Source organism: Flavobacterium panacagri, from assembly GCF_030378165.1.
In the GTDB taxonomy this organism is placed as follows: Bacteria; Bacteroidota; Bacteroidia; order Flavobacteriales; family Flavobacteriaceae; genus Flavobacterium; species Flavobacterium panacagri.
Map to the genome: position 1 here is coordinate 615,305 of NZ_CP119766.1, position 26,053 is coordinate 641,357.

Below are 26,053 nucleotides of genomic sequence, written 5' to 3' on the forward strand. Positions count from 1 at the left end.
GGTTGGTTTATAATGAATTGACTAATTTTCTTAATCTTAGCGAAATTACTCCAAGTATAGCTTCTTTAATGATAGCATTACTCATTTTAGAAACTCCTTTTGTTCTATCTGTAAAGATAATAGGAACTTCTGTAATCTGGAATTTAGCGCAGTATGTTCTGTATTTCATTTCAATTTGAAACGCATACCCCACAAATTTTATTTTATTTAAATTGATTTTCTCTAGAACTTCTCTTTTATAGCATACAAAACCCGCAGTAGCATCATGAATCTTCATTCCGGTAATAAATTTTACGTAAACCGACGCAAAATAAGACATTAGAACACGGCTTAATGGCCAGTTTACCACATTTACCCCTTTTACATAACGTGAACCAATTGCTAAATCTGCTCCACCAAAATGACAAGCATCATACAACTTTTCCAAATCATTTGGATTATGAGAAAAATCGGCATCCATTTCAAAAATGAATTGATAATCTCTTTCCAAAGCCCATTTAAATCCATGAACATACGCAGTTCCTAAACCTGATTTTTTAGTTCTTTGCTCTAAGAAAAGTTTATCTGGAAATTCTTCTTGTAAAGCAATTACTTTCTTTGCTGTATGATCAGGAGAATTATCATCGATAATCAGCAAATGAAAAGATTTATGCTGTGAAAGTACGGCTCTTATGATACTCTCTATGTTCTCGATTTCGTTGTATGTGGGAATTATGACAATACTATCATTCATTTTTTCTGGGTAATTTCACGGCAAAAGTAAACTTTTTATAGCATTTGATTCATAATAAATATATAATAAAAGTATTGCATTAAAAAATTACTAATTTTGTAACGCTATGATTGAACAACTTCATCCTCGAATTCTGGAAAACAAAGACTGGGCAACACTTTTATTTGTGCTGACCTTTGCCGTTGTTGCCATGACAAAATCGGCTTACGAAACTAGATTCAGTGAATTTAGTAAACTTATTTTCTCTGATAAATATGCTAAGATTTATCGCGACAACAGTCACATGAAAAGCAGTTTTACGGTTGGTTTGTTTTTTGTGCAAATTATCTCGTATGCTTTTTTCATTTTGCTTACGATGAATAGCTTTGGACATGCCTCCAAAACCGACTGGATTTTGTTTATTCAGATTGCTACTTTTCTGCTTTATTTCATTTTAGGAAAGTATTTAATTGAGAAAATTGTAGCGACTTCCTTCAATATTGACGATTTTGTAGAACTATTTAACCTACAAAAGGTAACTTACAGGACTTATATAGGCGTTTTGATCCTTCCAATCAACGCTATTTTATTCTATTACAACAATATTCCGCAAATAATACCGCTAGGAATCATTGGTATTTCGCTGTGTATTAGTGTATACTCTTACTTTATTTCAATTAAAACGTATCAAAACGTAATAATCGGCAAGTTATTTTATTTTATTTTATATCTTTGCGCTCTCGAAATAGCCCCTTATTATTTTCTTTATTACTGGATAACAAAAGGGAGTGCTTAGAAAATGTTTATAATATGAAAGTGAAAACAATTTTGGTGTCACAGCCTGAACCTAAAGTGGAGAATTCTCCTTACTTTGAGCTCCAACACAAACACAAAATAAAAATTGATTTCAGACCATTTATTCATGTGGAAGGGGTTAGCGCAAAAGAGATTCGATTACAAAAAATCGATCTTAATCATTACACTGCGATCATTTTAACAAGTCGAAATGCTGTAGATCATTTTTTTAGAGTTGCTGATGAAATGCGTTACAAAGTTCCAGAAGGATTGAAATATTTCTGTCAATCTGAAGCCGTTGCATTTTACCTTCAAAAGTATGTTGTGTACAGAAAACGTAAAATTTACGTTGGAGCAAAAGATTTTGCAGATTTATCTCCGCTAATTAAGAAGTATAAAGACGAGAAGTTCTTGCTTCCTGCATCTGACCAATTAAACGCTGATGCTCCTGTAACATTAAACAATCTAAAAGTAGATTGGGCGCAGGCTATTTTTTACAGAACTGTAATGAGTGATTTATCTGATTTAGCAGACGTTTATTATGACGTTTTAGCTTTCTTTAGTCCAACCGGAATCAAATCATTGTTTAAAAATTTCCCAGATTTTAAACAAAATGATACTCGAATTGCTGTATTTGGAAGCACAACTCAGAAAGAAGCTTTAGACCATGGTTTAAGAATTGATATTCTTGCTCCAACTCCTGAAACTCCTTCTATGACAATGGCTTTAGAAAAATACGTTGCCGAAGCAAACAAAGGAAAATAACCTGACCAAGAGAAAAATATTTAAATTCCAAATTCCAACTTAATCAATTGGGATTTGGAATTTTTCTTTTTACCACCTTTCGTTTACCGTGGTTAAAACCACAGGCTATGTTTTTGGAATTTAGACCCGAGCGATAGCGAACTGGCGAAGCAATTTCTACTATTGGAATTTTATTCTTCCTTCATTTTAACTACATTTGATTTCTATTCCAAACCCAAATCACAAAAAATAGTTTCAAATTGTAAGTTATGAAAATCAACTCCCTCCTAATTGAAATTGACGGTATCGATAAAGAGATCCTCCGATACTTAATGGATGATGCCCGAAAACCAATCTTACAGATTGCCAACAAAATTGGAATCTCCGGCGCAGCAATTCATCAGCGATTAAAAAAACTGGAGCAATCTGGTGTTATTTCAGGATCAAAATTCACGGTAAATCCAAAAGTTTTAGGCTATAATACTATGGCTTTTGTTGGAGTTTATCTAGATAAAGCATCCAGAAACTCTGAAGCTGTAAAAGAACTCAGAAAAATCCCTGAAGTTTTAGAATGTCACTATACTACTGGAAACTGGTCGGTTTTAATTAAAATCATTTGCCGCGACAATGAGCATTTAATGTCTCTTTTAAACAATAAAATCCAAGCTATTGAAGGAGTTTCGAGAACCGAAACGTTTATTTCTTTGGATCAGCAGATTGACAGGCAGATTCAGCTTTAGAAAAAAAAGAAATTCCAATTTTATAAAACCCAAATTCCAAAAACATAGCCTGTGGTTTTAACCACGGTAAACGAAAGATGATAAAAAGAAAAATTCCAAACCCAACAAAATTGGAATTTGGAATTTTATGATATTGAAAATAAATTTATTTAGTTTCTTCTATTCCCTGCGTAAATCGAGATATAGTACAACAACGTTGCTATAGATCCAATTGCCGCAACTAAATAGGTTCTTGCAGCCCATTTTAATGCATCTTTTGCTCCAGCTTGTTCTTCTTGCGTCAGCATATGTTTGTTTTCCAGCCAAGCTAAAGCTCTGTTACTTGCATCGTATTCTACTGGAAGCGTAATAATGGTAAATAACGTTGTTGCAGCAAAAATGACAATTCCAACCAATAATAAGCCTGGAAAAACTTTGATCATTAAAATTCCAGCAAGTAAAATCCATTGTACAAAATTGGAAGCCACACTTACAATTGGCACTAATTTAGAACGCATCGTTAACCATTCGTAACCAATTGCATGCTGGACAGCGTGTCCACATTCATGCGCCGCAACCGCCGCCGCCGCCGCGTTACGATGATTATAAACAGCTTCACTTAAATTTACTGTTTTATCTGAAGGGTTATAATGATCTGTTAACTGACCTGGAGTCGAAATCACACGAACATCTGTAATTCCGTTATCTGCAAGCATTTTTTCAGCGATTTCTCTTCCGCTCATTCCATTTCTTAATTGCAATTTCGAGTATAATTCAAATTTACTCTTTAGCTGAGAGCTTACCAGCCAGCTGAATAACATGATAGCTCCAGCAATAATTAGGTATCCTGATCCCATTTTTCTTGTGTTTTTAGATTGATTTTTAAATTTACAAAACAAACAGCAAATTATGAACCATTTTAACAAAATGCCATTTTGACATTTTTAAACCAATTTTGGCTCAATTCAGCATATTATTCTTTAGCAGAAAAGCAATTAATTCTGCTACGTTTTTCATTTTATATTTTTGAAGAATATTTCGTCGGTGTGTCTGAACGGTTAGAAAACTCAAAAACAAATCATCTGCAATTTCCTGAGTCGATTTCCCTTGTGAAAGCAATAATGCAATATCACGCTCTCTTCTGCTCAAAGCAGGAATGCGTTCTAATTCTTCAGATAATGGCTGACTGATAATCGTTTTAACTTCTTCGCTAAAAACAATTTCACCATCAATCGCTTTGTATATACAATTTTTAAACTCTCCAAAAGAGGCGTTTTTCAAAACATAACCGTTTCCTCCATTCTGAATAAACTGCATAACTAAACTTCTTTCAGACTGACTGCTCATCCCTATAATTACAACCTTAGGATGTTTCTGTTTGATTGTTTTACATAAATCAACGCCATTGATTACTGGCAGAAAAATATCCATTAAAATCAAATCTACAGTATGGTCTTCAATATAATCTAACAAGGCTATTCCCGATCCAAATTTCTCTACAATTTTAATATTCTCCAACTCTGACAACAAACCTGCGATACCCGAAATCACAATCGGATGATCGTCTACAATTACTGTTTTATATAGCATAATTTATTATGTTGCAATTAAATTTTCAACTCTATGTAAGTTGAAGTCCCTTTACCTATAACCGAATCAATTTCAAGTTTTCCGTTCAAAAATGCGACACGGTTTTTAATATTTCGCAGCCCCATTCCTTCACGTTTTTCTGCATGTTTAACGTTAAATCCGATTCCATTATCTTCTACAGTAATAAAATAGACATCTTTATTTTGAGAACAAGAAACCAAAATCTGTGAAGCTTTGGCATATTTTAAAGCATTATTCAAAAGTTCCTGAATAATTCTAAAAATCATGACTTTAAAATGTTGTGGAACACTAGATTTTTTAATCAAATATTGCAATTCAATTACTGTTTCTGAAGTAGAATGTGAAGCACATAAATCTTTTAAAGCATGTTCTAATCCCAGTTTCATTAAACTTTCGGGCATTAAATTCTGAGAAATATTACGAAGTTCTTTAATAGAATCGTTTAGCATTTCGTTAATATTGGGATTACTTTCTTTATTATCACGATCTGCAATATTTAAATGCATTTTCAATCCTGAAAGCATACTGCCGAGTCCATCATGTAAATCTCTGGCGATTCTTTTTCTCTCGATTTCCTCTCCTTGAATCAAAGCATTTGAAATTGATAATTTTTTTTCATTTTCAAGCACATCCAATTCCTGCTTGTGATTGACTTCTTTCTGATAGCTTAGTTTTTTCTGATAATTATTCCAGCTCCATAAAAACAAAACTGTCAGAAACAATAAAAACGAAAGCACTGCAAAAAGCATCATATTCAAACGATTATTATTAACCTGCAAAACTGCTTTTTCATTTTCAGACTGTAACAGAGAAATCTTTTTCTCGCTTTCCGCCTTTTTGTATTTCGCTTCAAGCTCTACAATTTCATTTTTTAATTTATCGCCGTTAAGACTATCATTAACAACATTGTATTTATTAGAATAATAGTAGGCTTTAGAGTACTCTTTAGTCGCATTGTAAACTTTAGACAATTCCTTGTAGTAATTCTTTTTATCTATTATAAAAGGTGTATTGTTTATCAGATATTCTATATTGCTTTTCGCTTTATCATAGTTCTTAAGCTTAAAAAGCACCTCATATTCAGCAAATTTCAATCGGTTTAAAGCTACCAGATTATTATGTTTTGCAGAAGATTTAATTCCTTTGTCATAACTCACCAAAGCTTCGTTATGTTTATTTTGTTTAGCATAATAAATTCCTTCCGAATAAAAATAAGAATCATTTAAGTTGGATTCTGGATATTCTTTTAAAATCTCAAATGCTTTATCCAGAATACTTTTAGCGTCATAAAAATGCTTAAGTTCTACTAAATTCTCCGCATTAATAATATAAGTTTCCATTTTGGACTCTGCCAGTGTTGCCGATTTTTTAGTCGCGCTTTCAATGTATTTCTGTGCTTGATCCAGATATTCTGCAGCCTTTTCTCTTTCGTTATTATTCATAAAAATAATAGCAACCGCTTTACTCAAACCACTGATTAATTCATAATCACCGCTCTTTTTCGCAATAGGGATTGCCTCATTTACCAAAAGCTTCATGTAAGCATTTTCGTTATTCTTATGTTGCTGTAGAATTCCGTAATTCTGTAACACAATGGCTCGAAGTCTATACGCTTCTTTATAGCGGTATTTTTTTAGTTTTTCATTGGCTTCTAGCAGCGCTTTTTCGTAACCATTCAAATCCCCTTTTTCCACAAAATTATAGGCATTGTAATAAAGAGCTGCATCTTTTATAAAAGGAAATTTCGTTTTCAGACGGTTTCCCTGCTCTAGATATTCTTTATATTTCTCCCCATTCTGAACCATCAAGAATAATTTTGCCAATCTAAAACTATTCAAACTCTTAATACTGTCCGACTTTACATTTTTAGTATAATTAGCAATACTGTCAATGTAAGCCGTATCATCATCTAATGAAAGTATTACCTGGGAATAGGAAATAGCAGAGAAACTTAAAAAAAGTAGTAAGGCGTGGATTTTCTTCATAAATGGGGCATTTACTCAAAGTTATTAAAGCTTAATGACTTTCGAAAAGAAAATGTTCTCTTTTACCTGATATCAGGTAATAAAAAATACATTTTATCAGGTATTGATAACTCTTTTATAAGAGTCTAATTTTGTACAACTATGAATTTTAATTAAAGAAGAATATTTATGAAAGCGATTTTAAAAACTTTTGCAATTGTATTAACTCTTGCTTTTACTGCAGTTTCTTGCAGCAGCGACAATGATGATAAAAAATCTGGATCTAGAGATATTAGATATGAAGTTTCTGGAAATTATACAGGAAAAATTAGTGCAACATATACTGAATCTGGAAATGGCGGGCAAGCTGTAGACATTAATTCATTACCTTGGAGTAAAGAATTTACAGCTTCTTCAGATACTTATGGAGCTGGTATAACATTAATCGGAACAGGAGGAGTTGTAGATCAAACTCTTACCGTTAAGATTATTGTTGGTGGAAAAGTAGAGAAAGAAACTACTGCTAAAGCTACTAGTGACGGAAGTATTATAGCTGCTCCAGGGAGTTATGTTTTCCCTTTATAAAAATTAGTTTAGAATTTAGATTTAAGTTTTTGGTAAAAAGAAAGCTTCGTAGGGGAAATTACGAAGCTTCTTTTTTTTTTTATGGTTCTAATTGATTGTTGACTTCTTCAAACTTTTCAATAAGGCTATTTATCTTTTCCTGCTGTTTCCTGATTTTTATGGGACGAATATAAAACCAGTTAACTGCTATCCAGAACAAAGTTATTGCATAAGCCAAGCACATTACTCAAAAAGGACAATTTGCTGGTGTATTCGTACAGATACAAACAAATTCCAGTTGTTAACGCAACAAAATAAAAACGTATCATTTTTGTCTGCAAAAACTGCTGTTTCTTTTTAATACTCCAATATTGGTGCGGGTTTTTAACCGCAAAATACGCAAAGATTTACACACGGAACACTAGGTTTTCCGCCACGAATTCACGAATTTTTATTATCAAAAATAATTCGTGAATTCGTGGCGGAAAAAATAAAAAAAATCCCAAACCCCAATCGTAAAATTGGAATTTGGAATTTTTAATATTTAAAATCAAATCGGTTTATCCAACCAAATTAATGATTTTTCCAGGAACGATAATCACTTTATTTGGTGTTCTACCGTCTAATTGTTTTTGTGTTCTTTCGTCTTTCATAACGATTTCTTCGATTTGTTCTTTGGTTAAATCCAAAGGCAATTCGATTGTGAAACGCATTTTTCCGTTGAAAGAAACTGGATATTCTTTATTGGTTTCAATTAAATGTTTTTCATCAAAGGCTGGGAACGCCACTTCAGAAATTGAAGTTGTATGTCCTAACTGAGCCCATAATTCTTCAGCAATATGGGGCGCATAAGGTGAAACCAAAATGGCTAATGGCTCCAAAATTGCTCTTGAATGACAGTTTTGAGAAGACAATTCGTTTACACAAATCATAAACTGAGAAACTGAAGTATTGAAAGAGAAATTCTCGATATCTTCTGCTACTTTTTTGATGGTTTTATGCAATGATTTTAAGTTATCTTTTGTTGGTTCGTCGTTGTTTACGATTAAGCCATTATCATCAAAATACAATCTCCATAATTTTTTCAAGAAACCGAAAACTCCCGAAATTCCGGCAGTATTCCAAGGTTTTGCCTGCTCTAATGGCCCTAAGAACATTTCATATAAACGTAATGTATCTGCACCGTATTCTGCACAAATATCATCCGGTGTTACCACATTGTAGTATGATTTCGACATTTTTTCGACTTCACGACCTACAATATATTTTCCGTTTTCATCCAAAATGAATTCTGCTGTATTGAAATCTTCTCTCCAAGCTTTAAACTTTTCGATATTTAATTCATCTGAAGAATTAACAAAATTTACATCAACACGAATTGGCTGTACATTTTGACCTTCAATTTTATTTTTAGATACAAATGTATTTGTTCCTTCCAATCTGTAAACATAAGCCGTTGTCCCCAAAATCATTCCCTGATTGATCAGTTTTTTGAATGGTTCTTCAGTTGGAGCAAAACCTTTATCTTTTAAGAATTTGTTCCAGAAACGAGAATACAATAAGTGACCCGTTGCGTGTTCGCTTCCTCCAATGTACAAATCTACATTTTCCCAGTAAGCCAAAGCTTCCTTGCTTGCAAACTCATTTTCATTATGAGCGTCCATGTAACGCATCCAATACCATGAACTTCCCGCCCAACCCGGCATTGTATTTAATTCTAAAGGAAAAATCGAAACATTGTCAACTAAATCTGTATCGACAACTTTATTTTGTTTTGTATCCCAAGCCCAAACAGCTGCGTTTCCTAATGGAGGTAAACCGTCTTCTGTTGGTAAATATTTCTCCACTTCTGGCAAAATAATCGGCAAGTGCTGCGTTTCGATCATTTTTGGAAGACCATTCACATAATAAACTGGAAATGGCTCACCCCAATAACGCTGACGCGAAAAAACAGCATCACGCAAACGGTAATTGGTTTTACCTTTTCCTTGTCCGATTTCTTCTAATTTATAAATCGCTTTTGCTGTTGCTTCTTTGTAATTTAATCCGTTTAAGAAATCAGAACCAGCAATTTCAACATTGTCTTTTGATCCGTAAGCTGCTTCAGAAATATCAACATTAGCGAAGATATTTTTGATTTCCTGCATTCCGTTTTGACCTTTAAAGAAATTAGCAAATGCGTAATCTCTTTCGTCACCACAAGGAACAGCCATTACAGCACCCGTTCCGTAACCTGCCAAAACATAATCTCCAATCCAAACTGGAATCGCTTCTTTTGTAAAAGGATGTTCTGCATAAGCTCCAGTAAATACTCCTGAAATCGTTTTTACATCGGCCATACGCTCACGCTCTGAACGTTTTGCTGTTTTTTCGATATATGCTTCAACTGCTTCTTTTTGTTCTGGAGTTGTAATTTTAGCTACCAAATCGTGTTCTGGTGCCAAAGTCATAAAAGTAACTCCAAAGATAGTGTCAGGACGAGTGGTGAAAACCTCAATTACTTCATCGTGATTTTTCACATTGAAAGTTACTAAAGCCCCAACTGATTTCCCGATCCAGTTTCTTTGAGATTCTTTGATAGACTCACTCCAGTCTATATCATTTAAACCTTGAAGCAAACGTTCGGCATAAGCAGAAATTCGCATACTCCATTGTGTCATTTTTTTTCTTATAACAGGAAAGCCTCCACGCTCTGAAACTCCGTTAACAATTTCGTCATTTGCCAAAACCGTTCCTAAACCTGGACACCAGTTTACTTCGGTTTCTGCCAAATACGTCATTCTATATTGCAACAAGATCTTTTCTTTTTGATCTTCAGAATAGGATTTCCATTCGTCAGCAGTAAAAATGGCTACATTATCATCGCAAACTGCTTCAACCAATGCATTTCCGCTTTCTTCAAAAACAATTACAAGCTCCGAAATATCAAATGCTTTTCCTTGTTTTCTACAATACCAAGAATTGAACAATTGGATAAAAATCCATTGTGTATGTTTGTAATAATCTGGATTTGACGTACGCACTTCACGAGCCCAGTCAAATGAGAATCCAATTTTATCTAACTGTTTTCTGTAACCCGCAATTTGTTTTCCTTCTTTGTCTACTCCACCGTCAATATTTACGCGTGTTGTATCTTCCGGACGCTGTCCAGTCTGAATTGCATATTGTTCTGCAGGCAATCCGAAACTATCGTAACCCATTGGATGCAAAACATTGAATCCCTGATGTCTTTTGAAACGAGAATACACATCTGAAGCAATATAACCCAGCGGATGCCCTACGTGTAATCCTGCTCCAGATGGATAAGGAAACATATCGAGAACATAATGTTTCGGTTTAGCTTCGCTCAGTTCGGTTCCACCTCGGGTTTCAGAGTTATTTTTTGCTGCAAAAGTTTGATTTTCTGCCCAATATTTTTGCCATTTGGCTTCAATTTCGTTTGGATTGTACTTCATTTCTAAGTGACTAAGATTCTAAGTTACTAAGGTTCTAAGCTTTTCACTAAATTATTTTAGCGGCAAATTTACATTTATTGTATGAAAGTTAAAACATTGGACGTTATTAACTTTCATAAAGATTAAAACTAAGTTATACTGTTTACTGTTTGTCTAGTTTTTCAAACTCTTCTTTGGTTACTTTTTTACTTTGGAAATAATAAATCTCTTCAGTACTATTCGTTTTACCATTGTAAATAGTCGTTGCTCCATGCCATTTTCCATTTTTAAGATGTTTTTTAGTATAACCTCCATAAGAATTAAAATTAGTATTAACTATTTGCTCTCCTTTTTCATTATACTGTATCTCAGTGTCAAGATATAGTTTATTCTCCCTATCAATACTGTATGTCTTATGAATTCCTACTGGCATGCCATTTTCACCCCATTTATTTTCAGAGAGCAATTTCCCTTCCCTATTAAAATATCGAACAGATAATTTTTTCCCTTCATTACTAAAATTAGTTTCGTTCAGCACCATTCCTTCAGGGTAATATTGTTTTTCATTTTGCCGAACCTCATTTTTATATAAACTCTCCGTTTTTAAAACTCCCGTTTTTTCTTCAAAATACCTAACTGCCCCATTTCGTTTATTGTTATGAAATTCTTCAGACTTAACAAGAATTCCATTTTTAAACTCTTTACTCACTCCTTCTAACTGATCATTCACATAAACCTTCTCTGATCTCATAACTCCCGATCTTTCATAATCTCTCCAAACTCCAATTTTCAATCCATCTTTATCATAGTATTCTTCAGAAATAAGTGTTTTATCATACAAGTATAGCTTGTGTTCTCCTACTTTATTATTGAATTTGTACTCATTTTTATACTGTAAATCACCATTTATATCGTAGTATTCCTTAAAGCCATTTACATCTCCTAGATAATAAGGTGTCTTAGTCGACAGTTTTCCTGTCTTTGGATTATAATCTTTAGCCTCTCCATTTAGTCTATTTTGATTCAGGATTTCATATTCGGAAATCAGCCTGTCTTCAGTAAAATATTTAACTTTTCCTTTTCTTAAATCATTTGGATAAGTATAGACATCATTTCTATAAATAACTTTTAAATCTCCCATTACATTATCATTTTCATAATTACCTTCAATGACCAACCTATTATTTCTAGGGTCAGTCAATTTTCGCAAGCCATTTTTAAGATTGTCTTTGTAATTTGTCTCTAAAACCAGTTTTCCTTTTTCATTATAAACCTTGGTAATTCCATTCGCTTTTCCATTTTTGTATTCAATTTCCTGAAAAACTGCACCATTGTCATGATAAATCACTTTAGTTCCGTCAAGTAATCCTTTTTTATAACCAGATTCTGAAAATTTCAAACCATTGATCATTATTTTAACAATTGTTACTTCTTGTTTTTTATCTATCAGATATTGAATGTTTTCTCTTTTATTTAATTTCTTCTGATTCATTACATCCGAAAGCTTATTGGCAAAATCGGCAGGATTTAATTCCCATTGATTATAAAAATATTGCTCGGTATTTTCAAAATCAGGCAGATTGCGATAGTTAACGTATTGCGATTGTGAAAAAACAGCAGTATTTAACAGCACAAAATATAGTAGTATACGTTTTTTCATTTTATTAATTTTTAAAATATAATGTACCGTTTTCATTCGCATAACCCATTATATTTTTGTTTTCGTCAAACAGTTCTAGTAGGTTTACAGTCTCTGCAGCATTTTTAGAATTATCATAATATTCTTTGGGATAGTTTAGAATTATATCCTTAACAGCATAATCGAATACTGCTGGCTTTTGATTTAAATTCTCACTATATCTTTGGGTAATAACTCGATACTTATTATCTTTTTTGGTTTGAATAATTTTGACATTTGATGATGAACTATTAAATTCCTTAATCTCGTCATATTCACATTTTAGAATTTCTATTCCATCATTTTGTACAAGTCCATATTTAGATCCTACTCTAGCAATATAGTTTTTGATTCCATTACTATTGCTTAAAATGGAAGGTTTTAAATCATCAAAATGAACCGGATACAAAAGCTTTTGATCACTGCTGTAAAAACTATATTTATAAGTATTTGTTTTTGCAGCTTTATCACCTACTATATAAATCCCTTTAGTATTATCAAAATCATCTCGCACATAGGTTCCTACTTTGAAAATTGTGTCAAACTCTATTAGGCCTTTAGTTTGTGATGAAAACAAAATGCCTTTCTTATTATTTTTTTTATACAAAACAGCATTTTTAAATTCATAGATAGTATCATTTTTTTTAAAAGCATTAAAATAACTTTTGAGTTCCATATCGGCTACAGGAACATTTAATGTTATAGGAACTATTTTTTTTGGACTGTTTGGTTTGTATTCGTTTTGTTTGATTAAAACCAGTTTCTTATTTTCTATCTCAAATCGATTAGACATGCGAACTGGCTCTTTTTTTATCTTTTGACTACTCTCATCCGACACTACTGGCTCATCAATTGTTAGTGGAGAATCAGTATCGCCTTTAGCAACAACATCATAAGAACTTATCATTGTTCCTTCTCCACCTCCACTTCCTCTGTCATTTGATTCTTTCATAAAAAGTGCCATAAGATCAGCTTCTGTTTTATAGGCTAATTTTGATTTAGAAATCTCTTCTGGTAACTTAGAAAAATTCCATGTTTCTAATGAAACGGCATCATTTTCTTTTCTTTTAACTTTAAAAATTACTTGGTTCAAATCTCTTATTCGTAATAAGGCAAGTGAATAATATCCATCGTATAACCATTTTGAAATAGTATTTGATTGGCTATTGTAGATAAAAACACTTTCTGACATATCTGTGTTTAACACATGAAAAAGCTGAAATTTATTATCGAAATTTTCATTTAAGATTACTTCTATTATAGGTTTAGAAAGAATTGATTTACCATCTGCTGTTATTACCTCTGTTATTTTTCGGTTGTTCTCGTATTTGTCCGCTATATACAAATCCCCTTTTCTAAAAATAGAATTATAAATTGGCTGTAAGATTTCTATCCCTCCAATAATTAAACCTCTAGATTTTTTAAGACTGGAAACTAAAACTTTATAATCTTCTGAAAAGTTGGTATAAAAATCAATTTTGTCAAATTTTGGCTCAATTAGCATTTTAGCCTCTGGATTACAAACTCCCCACTTTTGTCCATCGCGATATGGAATTGCAATTTCTTGTGAAAAGCACCAATTGGCAGCCATTAAAAGAATAAAGTAAAATGTTTTTTTCATTTTAAAATCAAAATAGTTCAAAAACAAAACTACATTTATTACGAATTTTACCAAAGTTATTTCTTTAGTAAACAAATAAAACTTCAAAATACTTATCTCAATTAAGTAAAAATACGTAATATTGAATCTCCATTAACTATTCCATTTTATGAAAACAAAAAACTACATTCTAATTCTGTTCATTGCATTTTGTTGTTCCATGTGCAATTCTTCCAAAAAAGACAAAGAAGAAACTGTTTCTACTGAAAAAAAATCAGAAAATCCAAAACATGAACACCCAACCCTTACTTCCGAAGACAGCTTGAAACTGGTTAATCATGCTATTGAAGTAAAAGGAGAAGTTGAAAAACAACTGCAATTAACTGTCGATTCTTTAAAAAAGATGAAAGTCGTTACGATTGAAAATCTCAAAATAACTGGTAAAGGCGGTGTAATTAAAAGAGAGGTTAAAGCTTGCAAAGCTGTTCTTTTGAGAGATATTTTAGATAAAGCCAAAATCAAACAAACCGATCATAAAGACAGAAACTTTTATATTGTAGAAAGAGCTTCAGACAATTATAAAGCAACTTTTTCTTGGGCTGAAATTTTCAATAATCCAACGGGAGATAATGTTTATATTATCTTCGAAGAAAATGGCAAGCCAGTGAAAAATGGCGAAATGATTGGGCTTTGCAAAAATGATATTGCCACTGGGCCTCGTCACGTTTATTGGTTAAAAAGCATTGAAGTTTATAAAATAAAATAAGACGCTGAGATACTAAGATTTTTTTAGCCACAGATTAAAAGGATTCACACAGATTTCAAAAAATCATTTCAATCCTTTTAATCTGTGGCTTCATTTTTTTACTTTGCGAACCTTGCGAATCCCGATAGCTATCGGGATCGCGTACTTTACAGTTAAATTTCACACAAGACTTTACGGTTAAACTCCAATTTATTCAGTATTTAAATTGTACTTTTAAGGATAAAAGTTTGTTATTAACTTTAAATAAAGAAATTCTTTATTATTTTTACCACATAATTTAAGCAGACTATGAGTTCTAACTTTGATAAATTTCAAAAGCGCAGGTTAATTTCCTCTTATTTTTCGGTAGTTTTAAGTGTATTCTTGGTATTATTCCTTTTGGGAGTACTGGGATTATTCATCATTAATTCTAAAAAACTGGCAGACGATTTTAAAGAAAAAATCGCCATGACGGTTTTCTTCAAAAATGAAGCAAATGACAGTATTATCAAAGCATTTAACACTGAACTAAAAAGAGCTCCTTTTGCCCTTTCTTCTGTTTATGTTTCTAAAGAAAAAGCCGCAAAAGAACATACTGACATTATTGGAGAAGATTTCCTTACATTCTTAGGAGAAAACCCATTATTAAACTCATACGACATTCACTTAAAAGCGGACTATGTGGAAAGGGACAGTATCGTAAAAATCGAGAATCGTTTTCGCAAGAATGCTATGATTTCAGACATTGTTTACGATAAACAATTAGTAAATCTGGTAAATGACAATATTAGAAAAGTAAGTATGTGGATTTTAATAATCAGCGGTTTCCTGACTATAATTGCCGTTTTATTAATTAATAGCTCATTAAGACTTTCAATACATTCTAACCGTTTTATCATTAAAACCATGCAGATGGTTGGTGCTACAAAAGCTTTTATTAGAAAACCATTTGTAATGCGAAGCGTAAAATTAGGAATGCTAGGTGCTGGTTTAGCTATCATCGCTCTAATTGCACTTTTACTTTATGTAGAAACTAATTTCCCTGGCTTAGGAATTTTAGAAGATAAGATCTTAATCGTTTTGGTTTTAGCAGCCGTTTTCGGATTAGGCGTTTTAATTACTTGGGTCAGCACACATTTTGCAACACAACGTTTCTTGAACTTAAGAACAGACGATCTTTACTAATTTTAGGTTTTAGATCGCAGATTTAGATTTAAAAAAAGTGCCTTCTCCTGAAGCCTCGGGATCGCCCAGGCTGGCAAATAAATAAAAATACCCTGCAACTATTAGGGAAACAAAATATAAAAAATGAAAAACAATAATAAAGAAGAACAACAAGTTCAAAAACAGGAATTTCTTTTTGACAGCATCAATTACAAAATCCTTTTAATTGGTATTGCTGTTATTGCTATCGGATTTGTTTTAATGTCTGGTGGAGGAAGTAAAGATCCAAACGTTTTTAACGAAGATATTTTTAGTTTTAGACGTATCCGCTTAGCACCGACAACTGTTTTGATTGGTTTCGGAATCACGATTTATTCTATTTTCAAAAAATCAAAATAAATTAAGGTTTGTGATTTTTTTGTGCCCCTGAGCACTCCCGACTTCTCGGGAGAAGGGCAATCTAAAATCTAAAACCCAAAATCTAAAATTCTAAATGAATACACTACAAGCTATTGTTCTTGCTATTATTGAAGGAATCACAGAATTTCTACCAGTATCCTCAACAGGTCACATGATTATTGCGTCTTCTTTTTTCGGAATCGCTCATGACGATTTTACCAAACTTTTTACCATTGTGATTCAGCTTGGAGCCATTCTTTCTGTGGTCATTTTATATTTCAAACGTTTTTTTCAAACTTTTGATTTTTACTTTAAACTTTTAGTTGCATTTATTCCTGCCGTTGTTTTAGGATTGCTTTTAAGTGATTTCATTGACGGCTTATTAGAAAATCCTGTTACTGTAGCTGTTTCACTTTTACTTGGAGGAATTATTTTATTGAAAGTAGACGAATGGTTTAACAAACCAAATGATCCAGAAGTTTCTACTGAAATTACATACGCTAAAGCATTAAAAATTGGTTTATTTCAATGTCTGGCTATGATTCCTGGAGTTTCACGAAGCGGTGCAAGTATTGTGGGAGGTATGTCTCAAAAATTAACTAGAACTTCAGCTGCCGAATTTTCATTTTTCTTAGCAGTTCCAACTATGTTAGGAGCAACAGCAAAAAAATGTTACGATTATTACAAAGCTGGTTTTGAATTATCTCAAGATCAAACTAATATGCTGATTATTGGAAACATTGTAGCTTTTGTTGTGGCATTGTTAGCTATCAAAACTTTTATTGGATTCTTAACTAAAAATGGTTTTAAAGTTTTTGGTTATTACAGAATTCTTGCTGGAATCATTTTATTATTGATTCACTTTTTCATTCACCCGCTTACAATTATATAATGACACCTGAAGAATATTTAAACGGACAAGTTTTATTGATTGACAAACCATTAAAATGGAGTTCGTTTCAAGCTGTCAATAAATTAAAATACCTTTTAATTAATAAAGTTGGACTTCCAAAAAAGTTCAAAATTGGTCACGCCGGAACTTTAGACCCTTTGGCAACTGGACTTTTATTAATCTGTACAGGAAAATTTACCAAAAGAATTTCTGAACTTCAAGGTCAAGCCAAAGAATATACGGGAACTTTTTACATTGGAGCCACTACTCCATCGTACGATTTAGAAACCGAAATCGATCAGAGTTTCCCAACAGATCATATTGATGAAGCTTTGATTCATGAAACCGTAAAACAGTTTTTGGGCGAAATCGATCAAAAACCACCCATTTTTTCTGCCATTAAAAAAGACGGCGTTCGTTTGTATGAACATGCGCGCGCAGGAGAATCAATAGAAATTGAAAGTAGAAAAACTACTATTCACGAATTTGAAATTACAAGAATTGCATTGCCTGAAGTAGATTTTAGAGTGGTTTGTTCAAAAGGAACTTACATTCGTTCCCTTGCTTACGATTTCGGAAAAGCCATGAATTCTGGTTCGCATTTAACCGTTTTACGCCGAACCAAAATTGGTGACTACGATGTGAAAAATGCTATTGATATTACTTTGTTTGAAGAAGAACTTCTAAAAAAATAAAATCTTGTATGAAGAGAATTTTACTGGTTATTGCATCTACAACTTTCGTTAATTCTTTTATACATAGTCAAGTCAGTAAATTTACCTATACACAATTTGATATTGCCGTTTCAATAACTGGGAATCCCGACAGAGACAACTCCATAGATCCTAATGAATCCAGTTACTCAAATGCTTTTTTTGTACCTAATGGTTTAGGCTCGCAAATTGGTTATGGAGTACATTATAAAAAATGGCTGACATTGGGAATTCATAGTGGCATGGACTGGAAATGGGACAATAAACTTGTTGCTGTACCTGTTTTTCTAAATCTTGGTTTAAATCCGAAAGTGGGTGTTGATACCCGAATTATGCTTCAGGCTGGTTTCGGAAAAGGATTCGCTTTAGGCCGTGGTAATTTGAATGGAGAATACAAAAAATTAAAACTCGGAATTGGTTCAGATGAATTTACCATTTTTGCAGAAATAAGTGATTATGCTTTTCCTATTCACAATGAAAAAAGCATTGGTGCAATTTCTTTTGGTGTAACACTACAAGATTTCTTTTATTATAAATCAGAAACTTCAGAATAACTACTTTCTAAAAAATAAAAAGCACATTACATAAAAACATAATGTGCCAGGCTCCTAAAATAAGTAATACTATTTCATACTTATCTTGAATTAATAGTGAGGCACATTTTTTCCTCCAAATAAAAATTGAGAGAAGAAATCATAAAACCTTTCAAATAACTTTTTCATAATAGTGCATTTTTAATTGTTAGACATTAAATTAAACACCAATAAAAAGAGTAAATCAGAAAGTTATAATAGAAGTGGGATTATATTTACTAAGTTACAAAATCTTAAAGTAAAATAAAAACACTTTTAGATATTTTTTCATCCAAAATATTTGTTTATCAACAGATTAAGCAAAATCACAATCGATTATACTTGATATTCTCCATAATTTCAAGCAATTCTTCTTGTACCGAGATACCTTTATCTGCCAAATACCATAGCTGCAGATCGGTTTTAATTTTTTCATCGATCGGGCCGACTTCTTTTTTATGTTTAGCCATTAACTCGGCGGCTCCTTTAGGTCTTGGCCCCCAATCGGCACGAACAATTCCTGCTTCTTTACAGATTATGATGACTTTTGGAATTGCTCTTCCGCCATTCGTTAAATACTGATTCATTAAATCATTGTTTTCATCACGCAATGCAATTCTAAGATCGATTTTTTTATTCGAAACATGAGCCATCTTCTCTAAAACAGGAAGAATCTGCGCCGCATCACCACACCAACCTTCAGACAAAACCAGCCAGATATAATGATTATCTAAGTTTTGAAGTTTTTCAGCAACAGTCTCAGAAATTTTGATGGTTTTTTCCAGTCTGTTCATTCTCGCTTCATTCAATTTAGAATAATTAGTCAAACTTTCTGATTGTTCATTTCCTGTTGATTTTCCTTCAGTTAATAAATCGGTAACTAATTTTCGGTATTCCGCATAAGAATGACTATTAAACAATGCTTTGGCTACGATGCTTTTCATATTTATTTCAATTTTAGTACATATAAAAATACAAAATTTAGAAAGATGCAGAAATGACATTTGTCACATTTAATAGTCTATTTAAATTTAATTTGAAATTGTTTTTTTACCGCAAAGGGCGCTAAAATTTTAACCTAAATAATGAAATAGGAAATTGAAAAAGTTCGCAAAAGGATTTTGAACACAAAGCTTTGCCAACTTTTCGTATCAAAGCGTATCTATCCAAAACTCTTAACGCCCTTTGCGGTAAAAAAACAAACCCTTTCAAAGGCTTTATAAATCTAAAATCATAAGTCCGATTAATTTTTTGCAAACATTATTTTTAAAAATCAGAATATGTCTATATTTGCACAAATTAACGCGACACACACATGAAATATAAAAGAATTCTTCTAAAACTTAGCGGCGAAGCGCTAATGGGTGATTTACAATACGGTATAGACCCAAAAAGATTAGCCGAATATGCAGACGAAATTAAGCAGATTCACAGTAAAGGAGTAGAGATTGCAATTGTTATTGGAGGAGGAAATATATTTAGAGGAGTTGCCGGAGCAAGCTCTGGAATGGATAGAGTTCAAGGCGATTACATGGGAATGCTTGCTACTGTAATTAACGGAATGGCTTTACAAGGTGCTCTTGAAGATAAAGGAATGAAAACACGTTTGCAGACTGCTTTGAAAATGGAATCTATTGCAGAACCATACATTAAAAGAAGAGCTGACCGTCACTTAGAAAAAGGCAGAATTGTAATTTTTGGTGCAGGAACTGGAAACCCATACTTCACAACTGATACAGCTGCAGTTTTAAGAGGAATCGAAATCAACGCTGATGTAATATTAAAAGGAACACGTGTTGACGGAGTTTATGATTCTGATCCTGAGAAAAATGCCTCTGCTATAAAATTTGATTTTATTTCTTTTGATGATGTAATCAAAAAAGGATTGAATGTTATGGACACCACAGCATTTACATTAAGCCAGGAAAACAAATTGCCAATCGTAGTTTTTGATATGAACAAAATTGGAAACTTATTGAAAATCTGCGAAGGCCAAAATATAGGAACTGTAGTAAATATATAGTCATCAGTAACAGTTTACAGTCGCATGACTTTAACTGAAAACTGAAAATAAAACTGAAAACTAAAAAACAATGACTGAAGAAATAGATTTTATTTTAGAAAGTACTGAAGAATCAATGAACGGTACGATTGCACACTTAGAAAAAGAGTTTCTAAATATTCGTGCAGGAAAAGCTTCTCCAGCTATGCTTGGAGGTGTTTTTGTTGATTATTATGGTTCAGCGACACCGCTTTCGCAAGTATCTAAAATCAGTGTACCAGATGCAAGAACAATTACATTACAGCCATTTGAAAAAAATATGCTGCAAGCAATTGAGAAAGCTATTTTAATTGCTAACATTGGTTTTAACCCGATGAATAATGGTGATATGGTAATTATTAGCGTACCACCATTAACAGAAGAGCGTCGTCGTGATTTAGCAAAACAGGCAAAATCTGAAGCTGAAGATGCTAAAATTGGTATTCGCAACTCTCGTAAAGATGCCAATACTGATATTAAAAAATTAGAAAAAGAAGGAACTTCAGAAGATATCTGTAAATCTGCTGAAGAAGAAGTTCAGAACTTAACAAACGCTTTCATCAAAAAAATCGATGAATTATTGGCTTTAAAAGAAGCTGAAATCATGAAAGTGTAATTAGTTTTATAATAAAATATAAAATCCGTCTGGTTTATTGTATCAGACGGATTTTTTTATTGCTATTTTTGCATACGAAAATTTAATTCTTTTCGTTTTTGAAACTATATCATTCTGTATGAAGCTATTTTGTTTTTTGACTTTGTTTTTTACGCTTACACTTCAGGCGCAAATTCAAATAAACGGAATCGTTACCGATTCAAACAACAAACCTCTTCCGTTTGCCACCATTACCACTTCAGAAAACAACAACACTATTACAGATGTTGATGGGAAGTTCATTTTCAAGATTAGTACATCGGCAAATACTTTAACAGTCTCTTACGTTGGTTTTCAAAAGAAGACAATTGCATTAATCAAAAACAAAACTTTTTATGCTGTTTCACTTACGCAGCAGACAGATGATTTAAAAGAAGTTATTGTTTCCAACGAAAATCCGGCTTTAACCATAATACGAAAAGTAATAGCCAGCAAATGGCAAAATGATCCACAGAAAAAGCTCAATAATTTCGAGTATAAAACCTACAACAAACTTATTGTAACAGCCAATCCAGACTCTATAGATGGGAGAGTTGATTCTTCAGCATCTTATAAAGATTTAGATAAAAAAATAATTAATGTTGATTCCTCCGATTATAAATTCAAAGAAATTATAAGCAAACAGCATTTATTTCAAACAGAGAAAGTCTCTCAATATCAATTTACAAACAAAAAATTAAAAGAAACTGTTCTTGGCACTAAAATGGCAGGATTTAAACAGCCAATTTATGAAGTGCTAGCATTTAATCTTCAGTCAATTTCGATTTATGATCCGAAATATGAATTGTTTGAGACTAAATATGAAAATCCAATTTCAAACTCTGCAACATCTACCTACAATTATAAATTATTAGACACTGTAAGTATTAAAGGTCGTGACGCTTACATGATTTATTTCAAAAACAAACTTAAGCGAAGATCATCTGGTTTAGAAGGAGTTTTATATATTGACAAAGAAAATTTTGCTGTCGCTAAAGCCGTAATGCGAATTAAAGGCGTTTTGGACATCAGCGGTATCCATGAATTTGAATATATTCCGAAAGAAAAAATCTGGTTCCAAAGCAATACCACTTTCAAAATTGTCAAAGGAAAAAATGATGATGATATTAGAATTCTTGGCGGAACGATTCAATTTGACGGAGATGTTGAAGAGAATTTTGAACCGAGAAAAAAAGTGGCTTCAGATTTTACTTATCTGCTTTCTGAGAGTAATAGCTTTGATGTTCGTTTCAACACGAGCAGTCCTGTAAAAAACCCATCACTTTATATCGAAATTAATGACGATGCTGCTAAAAAACCAGAAAGTTTCTGGGAAGCTTACCGAAAAGAAAATCTTGACTTAAAAAGCCAAAAAACATATCAATTACTGGACAGTATTTCTGTCAGCAATCGAATTGAAAAACGCTTGGGCATTGGCCGAAAAATTATAAATGGTTTTTATCCAATCGGCCCAGTTGATTTGGATTTAAAAAAGATCATTAGCTATAACAATTATGAAGGCTTTCGTGTTGGTTTAGGCGGTATTACAAATGATCGATTATCGAAAAACTTCCGAATTGAAGGTTATACAGCATACGGAACAAAAGATGGTGCTTTTAAATATAGTTTAGGCGCTGGCGTTTTATTAGACAAATACACCAATACTTGGTTTAACGGCTATTACACAGATGATGTTCGTGAGATTGCAAGTACTGTTTTTGCAGTTGACAAACGTGTTTTTAAAATTTATGATCCGCGTCCAATTAACATCAGTACATTTTATGAATATTCGGGATGGCGCGGTAATATTCAAACCAAAATTATTCCTAAAACAGAAGCTGTTCTAGAGTTTTCAAGAAATTATATCGAGCCAAAATTTGATTATTTATTTAATTACGACGGAAAATTGTATTCGAGTTATGTGATGACAACGGCAATGCTTTCTATTGTTTGGGCGCCTTTCAGTGATTTTATGCAGACTCCAACGGGAAGAAATGAATCGGAAAAAAGATTTCCTAGGTTTACTTTTCAATACACGCAGTCTTTGCCGAATGTATTTGATAATGATTTTACTTTTAGCAAAATCGATTTTAAAGCTGAATACGAAAAGAAATATTTAAACCGTCAGAAAACCAGTTTGCTTTTCCAAGCAGGTTTAGCCATGGGAGATGTTCCGATTACACATTTGTACAATACTTCTCCGAATAATTTAACTAAAGAAACGGTTGTACAGCGTATTACTTTTTCGGGAAGAAATGCTTTTGAAACGATGTTTTTTAACGAGTTTTTCTCTAGTCAATACTTAATGTTTCAAATTAAACATGGTTTTGACCGTATTACAATTCTCAAAAAGGTCAGACCTTCATTGGTTATAGTTTCGAGAATGGCTTGGGGTAATATGGAAAACCCTGAACAGCATGTTGGCCCATCTTACAAAACACTTGAAAGAGGCTTTTATGAATCAGGTTTAGAATTAAACAAAATTTACAAAGGTTTTGGTTTGGCTGGATTCTATCGTTATGGCCCAAATCAGTTATTGAAGTTTGAAGATAATATTGCGGTTAAGATTTCTTATGTACTGGATCTGGGACTTTAATTGTAAATTCCAATTTTTTGAAATTCCAAATTCCAATACGTTCGTTAGAAATCTTTGTCAAAGTTTAAAACTTTGACAAAGTTCTTCGCAAATAAAAAAAATCCCAAATCCCAATCACTAAAATTGGAATTTGGAATTTCAAAAAATTGAGATTTAAAACTATTTATGGTTTAAGAATCAAAACCGAAGGCGTATTGTTCAGCCAAGTACTTTGAGATTCTATTAGTTTTTTCCAGCTGTCCAAACTTATAATCATTAGGTTTTGACCATCTAAAAACTCTTTTTTAATTGTTCTGTCATTCATAATCATAATATGATTTGGGGCAATCTGTTCTATAGATCGGATGGTTTCCTGAATCTCACGAGTACTTCGAACTTCTCCGCTTGCATCCAGAACCGTGATCTGAGAACCATTATTATTGATTAATTTTTTAGCATAATCTATTAAAAAAGCATCTTCTTTACTAAAAACAGGAATAAACACTTGATTCATTTCTTCTAAATCTTTATCAATAAAAATACCAACTGGCATTTTGGTTTTTGCAATTATATGACGTGTTCTTTCATCAAAAGGATTATTTTCAAACAAACCTTCTTTTCCGGTAAACTTATCAATCAAACGATCTGGGTTTACAATTCGGGTTGTAAATCCAAGGATTTTTCCAAGCAAAGTTCCATCAAAGATAGATTGTCCAAGACCAACCAATAACAAATCATAATCTCCATGATTTGCCGAATCAATAATATCGGTATCAATATCATTAGAAACTTTAAAAAGACTTACAATCTTTTGATTTAAACGATTGGATTCTTCGATAACTGGAACCAGCATTTTTTTCTCATGATCTTTCACATCAAAAGAGTGAATTTCTGTACTCAATGACAAATGCATCGCTGTTACAATCGAGTTGTCTGGCTGTTTTTTAACTAAACTATTAGCGATTTGAAGCAGTTTTTTTCCTCTTTCTGGCGTTGCAAACGAAAGCAGAATTTTATATTTACTCTTACTTCCTATTTCTTCTGGCACAGCGGTTTCTTTATCTTTAAAAATGAATCCGATAAAATCTAAAGCTGGGCCTGTCATAAAAGTCGTAACCAAAGCCATGATTACCATCATCGTAAAAATCTCTGTAGATAAAACTCCAAGATCGTAACCGATATTCAGAACAACAAGTTCCATCAAACCACGTGTGTTCATTAATGCTCCAATTGCTAAACTATCTTTCCAGCTTTGTCCGACAAATTTCGCTGCCAAAGCACTTCCAAAGAATTTACCTGCAACAGCAACAGCAATAATTAAACCTGTAATTTTCCATAATTCAGGATCATTCAGCAAACCAATTTGTGTACGTAAACCAGTAAAAACAAAGAATAATGGCAATAAAACGATAATGGCTACATCTTCTACTTTTTCAATAAATATGTTTCTGAATTTATTGTTTTCCGGCATAATTGCTCCTGCCAAGAAAGCTCCAAATAAAGCATGAATTCCGATTAATTCTGCTGCATAAGCAGAAACCAAAAGTGTGATAAAGAAAATCGCAACAACTGGTTTATTCAAACTTTCACGAGTCGAATTTAAATCTCCAACACGTTTTAAGAACGGACGAACGATTTTCAACATAATAATTACGTATAAAATCGCTAAACCGATAACATATAACGAACTTGTAAATGAACCTGCTTTTACAATCGCAATTACAACAGCCAAAATACACCAAGCTGTAATATCATCGGCTGCCGCACACGTAATCGCGATCGTTCCTAGTTTTGTTTTCTGCATTCCTCGTTCCTGTACAATTCTGGCCAAAACCGGAAAAGCAGTTATACTCATGGCAATTCCCATAAATAATCCGAAAGAAGAAAACTCAACACCAATTGGGGCAAAAGTGTGGTATATAAAATAAGCTAAAGTTAATCCTAAAGCAAACGGAATTACAATACTGGCGTGGCTGATCACAACCGCATCATGTGCTTTGTTTTTTAGTACTTTAAGATCCAATTCCATTCCGATTACGAACATAAAAAGAATCAAACCAATCTGGCTTAAGAACTGCAAGTTTCCTAATGATTCTTTTGGAAATAAAGCGGCTGAAAATTCAGGAAAATACATTCCGACCAAAGACGGCCCAAGAACAATACCTGCAATCATTTCTCCAATTACAGATGGCTGACCGATTTTTCTGAAAAACCATCCAAATAAACGGGCTACTAAAATGATCGTAACGATCTGCGCCAATAAAATGGCTAACGGATGCTGTAAATTATGAACCATAGAATCCAAGAAGTCATTCCAATGGTTACTTTCGATTTGTTTTTTTACGATGTTGCGCCCCACTTCTAATGCGGCTCCTTTTGAAATTACCCAATAAATCAGTGCTGTAAAACCACCAATAATTGTAATGTAAAATACAGAGTTTTTAATGTTATTCATAACTCGTTCTTTTGATTTATTGCCGCAAATATCAGAACTGAG

22 protein-coding genes are annotated in these 26,053 nt (G+C 32.8%); 13 read left to right on the top strand and 9 right to left on the bottom strand.

The genetic code is table 11. The annotated features are described in order from the left end of the window. Positions 1-7: 7 nt before the first annotated feature. The gene (locus P2W65_RS02920; protein WP_289663442.1) at positions 8-733 is read right to left on the bottom strand and encodes a polyprenol monophosphomannose synthase; all 726 of its coding nucleotides are present in this window, start codon (positions 731-733) and stop codon (positions 8-10) included. Positions 734-839: 106 nt separating this feature from the next. On the opposite strand from P2W65_RS02920, the gene P2W65_RS02925 reads away from it, so the two are divergent. The 3 genes from P2W65_RS02925 (at position 840) to P2W65_RS02935 (ending at position 2,991) form a co-directional block, all read left to right on the top strand. After that, positions 840-1,508: a DUF4271 domain-containing protein gene (locus P2W65_RS02925; protein WP_289663443.1), complete on the top strand. Its 669-nt coding sequence runs from the start codon at positions 840-842 to the stop codon at positions 1,506-1,508. Positions 1,509-1,522: 14 nt separating this feature from the next. Further along, positions 1,523-2,272 carry a uroporphyrinogen-III synthase gene (locus tag P2W65_RS02930; protein WP_289663445.1) on the top strand — a complete coding sequence of 250 codons (750 nt, stop codon included), beginning with the start codon at positions 1,523-1,525 and terminating at the stop codon, positions 2,270-2,272. Positions 2,273-2,520: 248 nt separating this feature from the next. Then, positions 2,521-2,991, top strand: coding sequence for an Lrp/AsnC family transcriptional regulator (locus tag P2W65_RS02935; RefSeq protein ID WP_091494722.1), 471 nt, complete (start codon positions 2,521-2,523; stop codon positions 2,989-2,991). Between the two features lie 149 nt (positions 2,992-3,140). Here P2W65_RS02935 and P2W65_RS02940 read toward each other — a convergent pair whose 3' ends face one another. The 3 genes from P2W65_RS02940 to P2W65_RS02950 all read right to left on the bottom strand — a co-directional run bounded on the left by P2W65_RS02940 (position 3,141) and on the right by P2W65_RS02950 (position 6,566). Continuing rightward, entirely contained in the window at positions 3,141-3,827 is a 687-nt protein-coding gene (locus P2W65_RS02940; protein ID WP_289663446.1) for a zinc metallopeptidase, read from the bottom strand. A 103-nt stretch (positions 3,828-3,930) separates the two neighbouring features. After that, positions 3,931-4,560: a response regulator gene (locus P2W65_RS02945; protein ID WP_289663447.1), complete on the bottom strand. Its 630-nt coding sequence runs from the start codon at positions 4,558-4,560 to the stop codon at positions 3,931-3,933. Between the two features lie 17 nt (positions 4,561-4,577). Beyond that, a complete protein-coding gene (locus tag P2W65_RS02950) occupies positions 4,578-6,566 on the bottom strand; it encodes an ATP-binding protein (protein WP_289663449.1) in 1,989 nt (662 codons plus the stop codon). Between the two features lie 168 nt (positions 6,567-6,734). Between P2W65_RS02950 and P2W65_RS02955 the strand changes: the two genes are divergently transcribed. Then, complete coding sequence (locus P2W65_RS02955) at positions 6,735-7,130, top strand: MmpS family transport accessory protein (protein ID WP_289663450.1); 396 nt, start codon at positions 6,735-6,737, stop codon at positions 7,128-7,130. 539 nt (positions 7,131-7,669) lie between these two features. Here the strand turns inward: P2W65_RS02955 and leuS are convergent. From leuS to P2W65_RS02970, 3 genes are all read right to left on the bottom strand, one after another. Further along, the gene (gene leuS / locus P2W65_RS02960) at positions 7,670-10,564 is read right to left on the bottom strand and encodes a leucine--tRNA ligase (RefSeq protein WP_289663451.1); all 2,895 of its coding nucleotides are present in this window, start codon (positions 10,562-10,564) and stop codon (positions 7,670-7,672) included. Positions 10,565-10,706: 142 nt separating this feature from the next. Next, positions 10,707-12,203 (bottom strand): toxin-antitoxin system YwqK family antitoxin, encoded by a 1,497-nt coding sequence (locus tag P2W65_RS02965; protein ID WP_289663452.1) that lies wholly within the window; start codon positions 12,201-12,203, stop codon positions 10,707-10,709. Positions 12,204-12,207: 4 nt separating this feature from the next. Then, entirely contained in the window at positions 12,208-13,842 is a 1,635-nt protein-coding gene (locus P2W65_RS02970) for a WG repeat-containing protein (protein ID WP_289663453.1), read from the bottom strand. A 148-nt stretch (positions 13,843-13,990) separates the two neighbouring features. Between P2W65_RS02970 and P2W65_RS02975 the strand changes: the two genes are divergently transcribed. The 6 genes from P2W65_RS02975 to P2W65_RS03000 all read left to right on the top strand — a co-directional run bounded on the left by P2W65_RS02975 (position 13,991) and on the right by P2W65_RS03000 (position 18,288). Continuing rightward, positions 13,991-14,587: a molybdopterin-dependent oxidoreductase gene (locus P2W65_RS02975; RefSeq protein WP_289663455.1), complete on the top strand. Its 597-nt coding sequence runs from the start codon at positions 13,991-13,993 to the stop codon at positions 14,585-14,587. A 288-nt stretch (positions 14,588-14,875) separates the two neighbouring features. Further along, complete coding sequence (locus P2W65_RS02980) at positions 14,876-15,751, top strand: cell division protein FtsX (RefSeq protein ID WP_289663457.1); 876 nt, start codon at positions 14,876-14,878, stop codon at positions 15,749-15,751. A 123-nt stretch (positions 15,752-15,874) separates the two neighbouring features. Then, on the top strand, positions 15,875-16,129 hold the full coding sequence (locus P2W65_RS02985; protein ID WP_289663459.1) for a DUF3098 domain-containing protein: 255 nt from the start codon (positions 15,875-15,877) through the stop codon (positions 16,127-16,129). A gap of 94 nt (positions 16,130-16,223) precedes the next feature. Further along, positions 16,224-17,021: an undecaprenyl-diphosphate phosphatase gene (locus P2W65_RS02990; protein WP_289663461.1), complete on the top strand. Its 798-nt coding sequence runs from the start codon at positions 16,224-16,226 to the stop codon at positions 17,019-17,021. Continuing rightward, entirely contained in the window at positions 17,021-17,716 is a 696-nt protein-coding gene (truB, locus tag P2W65_RS02995; protein ID WP_289663462.1) for a tRNA pseudouridine(55) synthase TruB, read from the top strand. Before P2W65_RS02990 ends, truB begins: the two co-directional genes overlap by 1 nt. 8 nt (positions 17,717-17,724) lie before the next feature. Beyond that, the gene (locus tag P2W65_RS03000) at positions 17,725-18,288 is read left to right on the top strand and encodes a hypothetical protein (RefSeq protein WP_289663464.1); all 564 of its coding nucleotides are present in this window, start codon (positions 17,725-17,727) and stop codon (positions 18,286-18,288) included. 344 nt (positions 18,289-18,632) lie between these two features. Here the strand turns inward: P2W65_RS03000 and P2W65_RS03005 are convergent, their stop codons facing one another. Then, entirely contained in the window at positions 18,633-19,250 is a 618-nt protein-coding gene (locus P2W65_RS03005; protein ID WP_289663465.1) for a thioredoxin family protein, read from the bottom strand. 371 nt (positions 19,251-19,621) lie between these two features. On the opposite strand from P2W65_RS03005, the gene pyrH reads away from it, so the two are divergent. The 3 genes from pyrH (at position 19,622) to P2W65_RS03020 (ending at position 23,577) form a co-directional block, all read left to right on the top strand. Continuing rightward, complete coding sequence (gene pyrH, locus P2W65_RS03010) at positions 19,622-20,329, top strand: UMP kinase (protein ID WP_289663467.1); 708 nt, start codon at positions 19,622-19,624, stop codon at positions 20,327-20,329. 70 nt (positions 20,330-20,399) lie between these two features. After that, entirely contained in the window at positions 20,400-20,963 is a 564-nt protein-coding gene (gene frr / locus P2W65_RS03015; RefSeq protein WP_179001844.1) for a ribosome recycling factor, read from the top strand. Between the two features lie 118 nt (positions 20,964-21,081). After that, on the top strand, positions 21,082-23,577 hold the full coding sequence (locus P2W65_RS03020) for a DUF5686 family protein (RefSeq protein ID WP_289663469.1): 2,496 nt from the start codon (positions 21,082-21,084) through the stop codon (positions 23,575-23,577). A gap of 163 nt (positions 23,578-23,740) precedes the next feature. Here P2W65_RS03020 and P2W65_RS03025 read toward each other — a convergent pair whose 3' ends face one another. Then, complete coding sequence (locus P2W65_RS03025) at positions 23,741-26,011, bottom strand: cation:proton antiporter (protein ID WP_179001848.1); 2,271 nt, start codon at positions 26,009-26,011, stop codon at positions 23,741-23,743. Positions 26,012-26,053: the final 42 nt, after the last annotated feature.

What these genes read in the sequence shown, in the direction of transcription:
- truB (WP_289663462.1), top strand. Translation starts at nt 17,021, where the DNA reads ATGACACCTGAAGAATATTTAAACGGACAAGTTTTATTGATTGACAAA.
- P2W65_RS02935 (WP_091494722.1), top strand. Translation starts at nt 2,521, where the DNA reads ATGAAAATCAACTCCCTCCTAATTGAAATTGACGGTATCGATAAAGAG.
- P2W65_RS02965 (WP_289663452.1), bottom strand. Translation starts at nt 12,203, where the DNA reads ATGAAAAAACGTATACTACTATATTTTGTGCTGTTAAATACTGCTGTT.
- P2W65_RS02945 (WP_289663447.1), bottom strand. Translation starts at nt 4,560, where the DNA reads ATGCTATATAAAACAGTAATTGTAGACGATCATCCGATTGTGATTTCG.
- P2W65_RS02955 (WP_289663450.1), top strand. Translation starts at nt 6,735, where the DNA reads ATGAAAGCGATTTTAAAAACTTTTGCAATTGTATTAACTCTTGCTTTT.
- P2W65_RS02940 (WP_289663446.1), bottom strand. Translation starts at nt 3,827, where the DNA reads ATGGGATCAGGATACCTAATTATTGCTGGAGCTATCATGTTATTCAGC.
- P2W65_RS02930 (WP_289663445.1), top strand. Translation starts at nt 1,523, where the DNA reads ATGAAAGTGAAAACAATTTTGGTGTCACAGCCTGAACCTAAAGTGGAG.
- P2W65_RS02925 (WP_289663443.1), top strand. Translation starts at nt 840, where the DNA reads ATGATTGAACAACTTCATCCTCGAATTCTGGAAAACAAAGACTGGGCA.
- P2W65_RS02980 (WP_289663457.1), top strand. Translation starts at nt 14,876, where the DNA reads ATGAGTTCTAACTTTGATAAATTTCAAAAGCGCAGGTTAATTTCCTCT.
- leuS (WP_289663451.1), bottom strand. Translation starts at nt 10,564, where the DNA reads ATGAAGTACAATCCAAACGAAATTGAAGCCAAATGGCAAAAATATTGG.
- P2W65_RS02950 (WP_289663449.1), bottom strand. Translation starts at nt 6,566, where the DNA reads ATGAAGAAAATCCACGCCTTACTACTTTTTTTAAGTTTCTCTGCTATT.
- P2W65_RS02920 (WP_289663442.1), bottom strand. Translation starts at nt 733, where the DNA reads ATGAATGATAGTATTGTCATAATTCCCACATACAACGAAATCGAGAAC.
- P2W65_RS02975 (WP_289663455.1), top strand. Translation starts at nt 13,991, where the DNA reads ATGAAAACAAAAAACTACATTCTAATTCTGTTCATTGCATTTTGTTGT.
- P2W65_RS03025 (WP_179001848.1), bottom strand. Translation starts at nt 26,011, where the DNA reads ATGAATAACATTAAAAACTCTGTATTTTACATTACAATTATTGGTGGT.
- P2W65_RS02970 (WP_289663453.1), bottom strand. Translation starts at nt 13,842, where the DNA reads ATGAAAAAAACATTTTACTTTATTCTTTTAATGGCTGCCAATTGGTGC.
- P2W65_RS03000 (WP_289663464.1), top strand. Translation starts at nt 17,725, where the DNA reads ATGAAGAGAATTTTACTGGTTATTGCATCTACAACTTTCGTTAATTCT.
- P2W65_RS03020 (WP_289663469.1), top strand. Translation starts at nt 21,082, where the DNA reads ATGAAGCTATTTTGTTTTTTGACTTTGTTTTTTACGCTTACACTTCAG.
- P2W65_RS02985 (WP_289663459.1), top strand. Translation starts at nt 15,875, where the DNA reads ATGAAAAACAATAATAAAGAAGAACAACAAGTTCAAAAACAGGAATTT.
- pyrH (WP_289663467.1), top strand. Translation starts at nt 19,622, where the DNA reads ATGAAATATAAAAGAATTCTTCTAAAACTTAGCGGCGAAGCGCTAATG.
- P2W65_RS02990 (WP_289663461.1), top strand. Translation starts at nt 16,224, where the DNA reads ATGAATACACTACAAGCTATTGTTCTTGCTATTATTGAAGGAATCACA.
- P2W65_RS03005 (WP_289663465.1), bottom strand. Translation starts at nt 19,250, where the DNA reads ATGAAAAGCATCGTAGCCAAAGCATTGTTTAATAGTCATTCTTATGCG.
- frr (WP_179001844.1), top strand. Translation starts at nt 20,400, where the DNA reads ATGACTGAAGAAATAGATTTTATTTTAGAAAGTACTGAAGAATCAATG.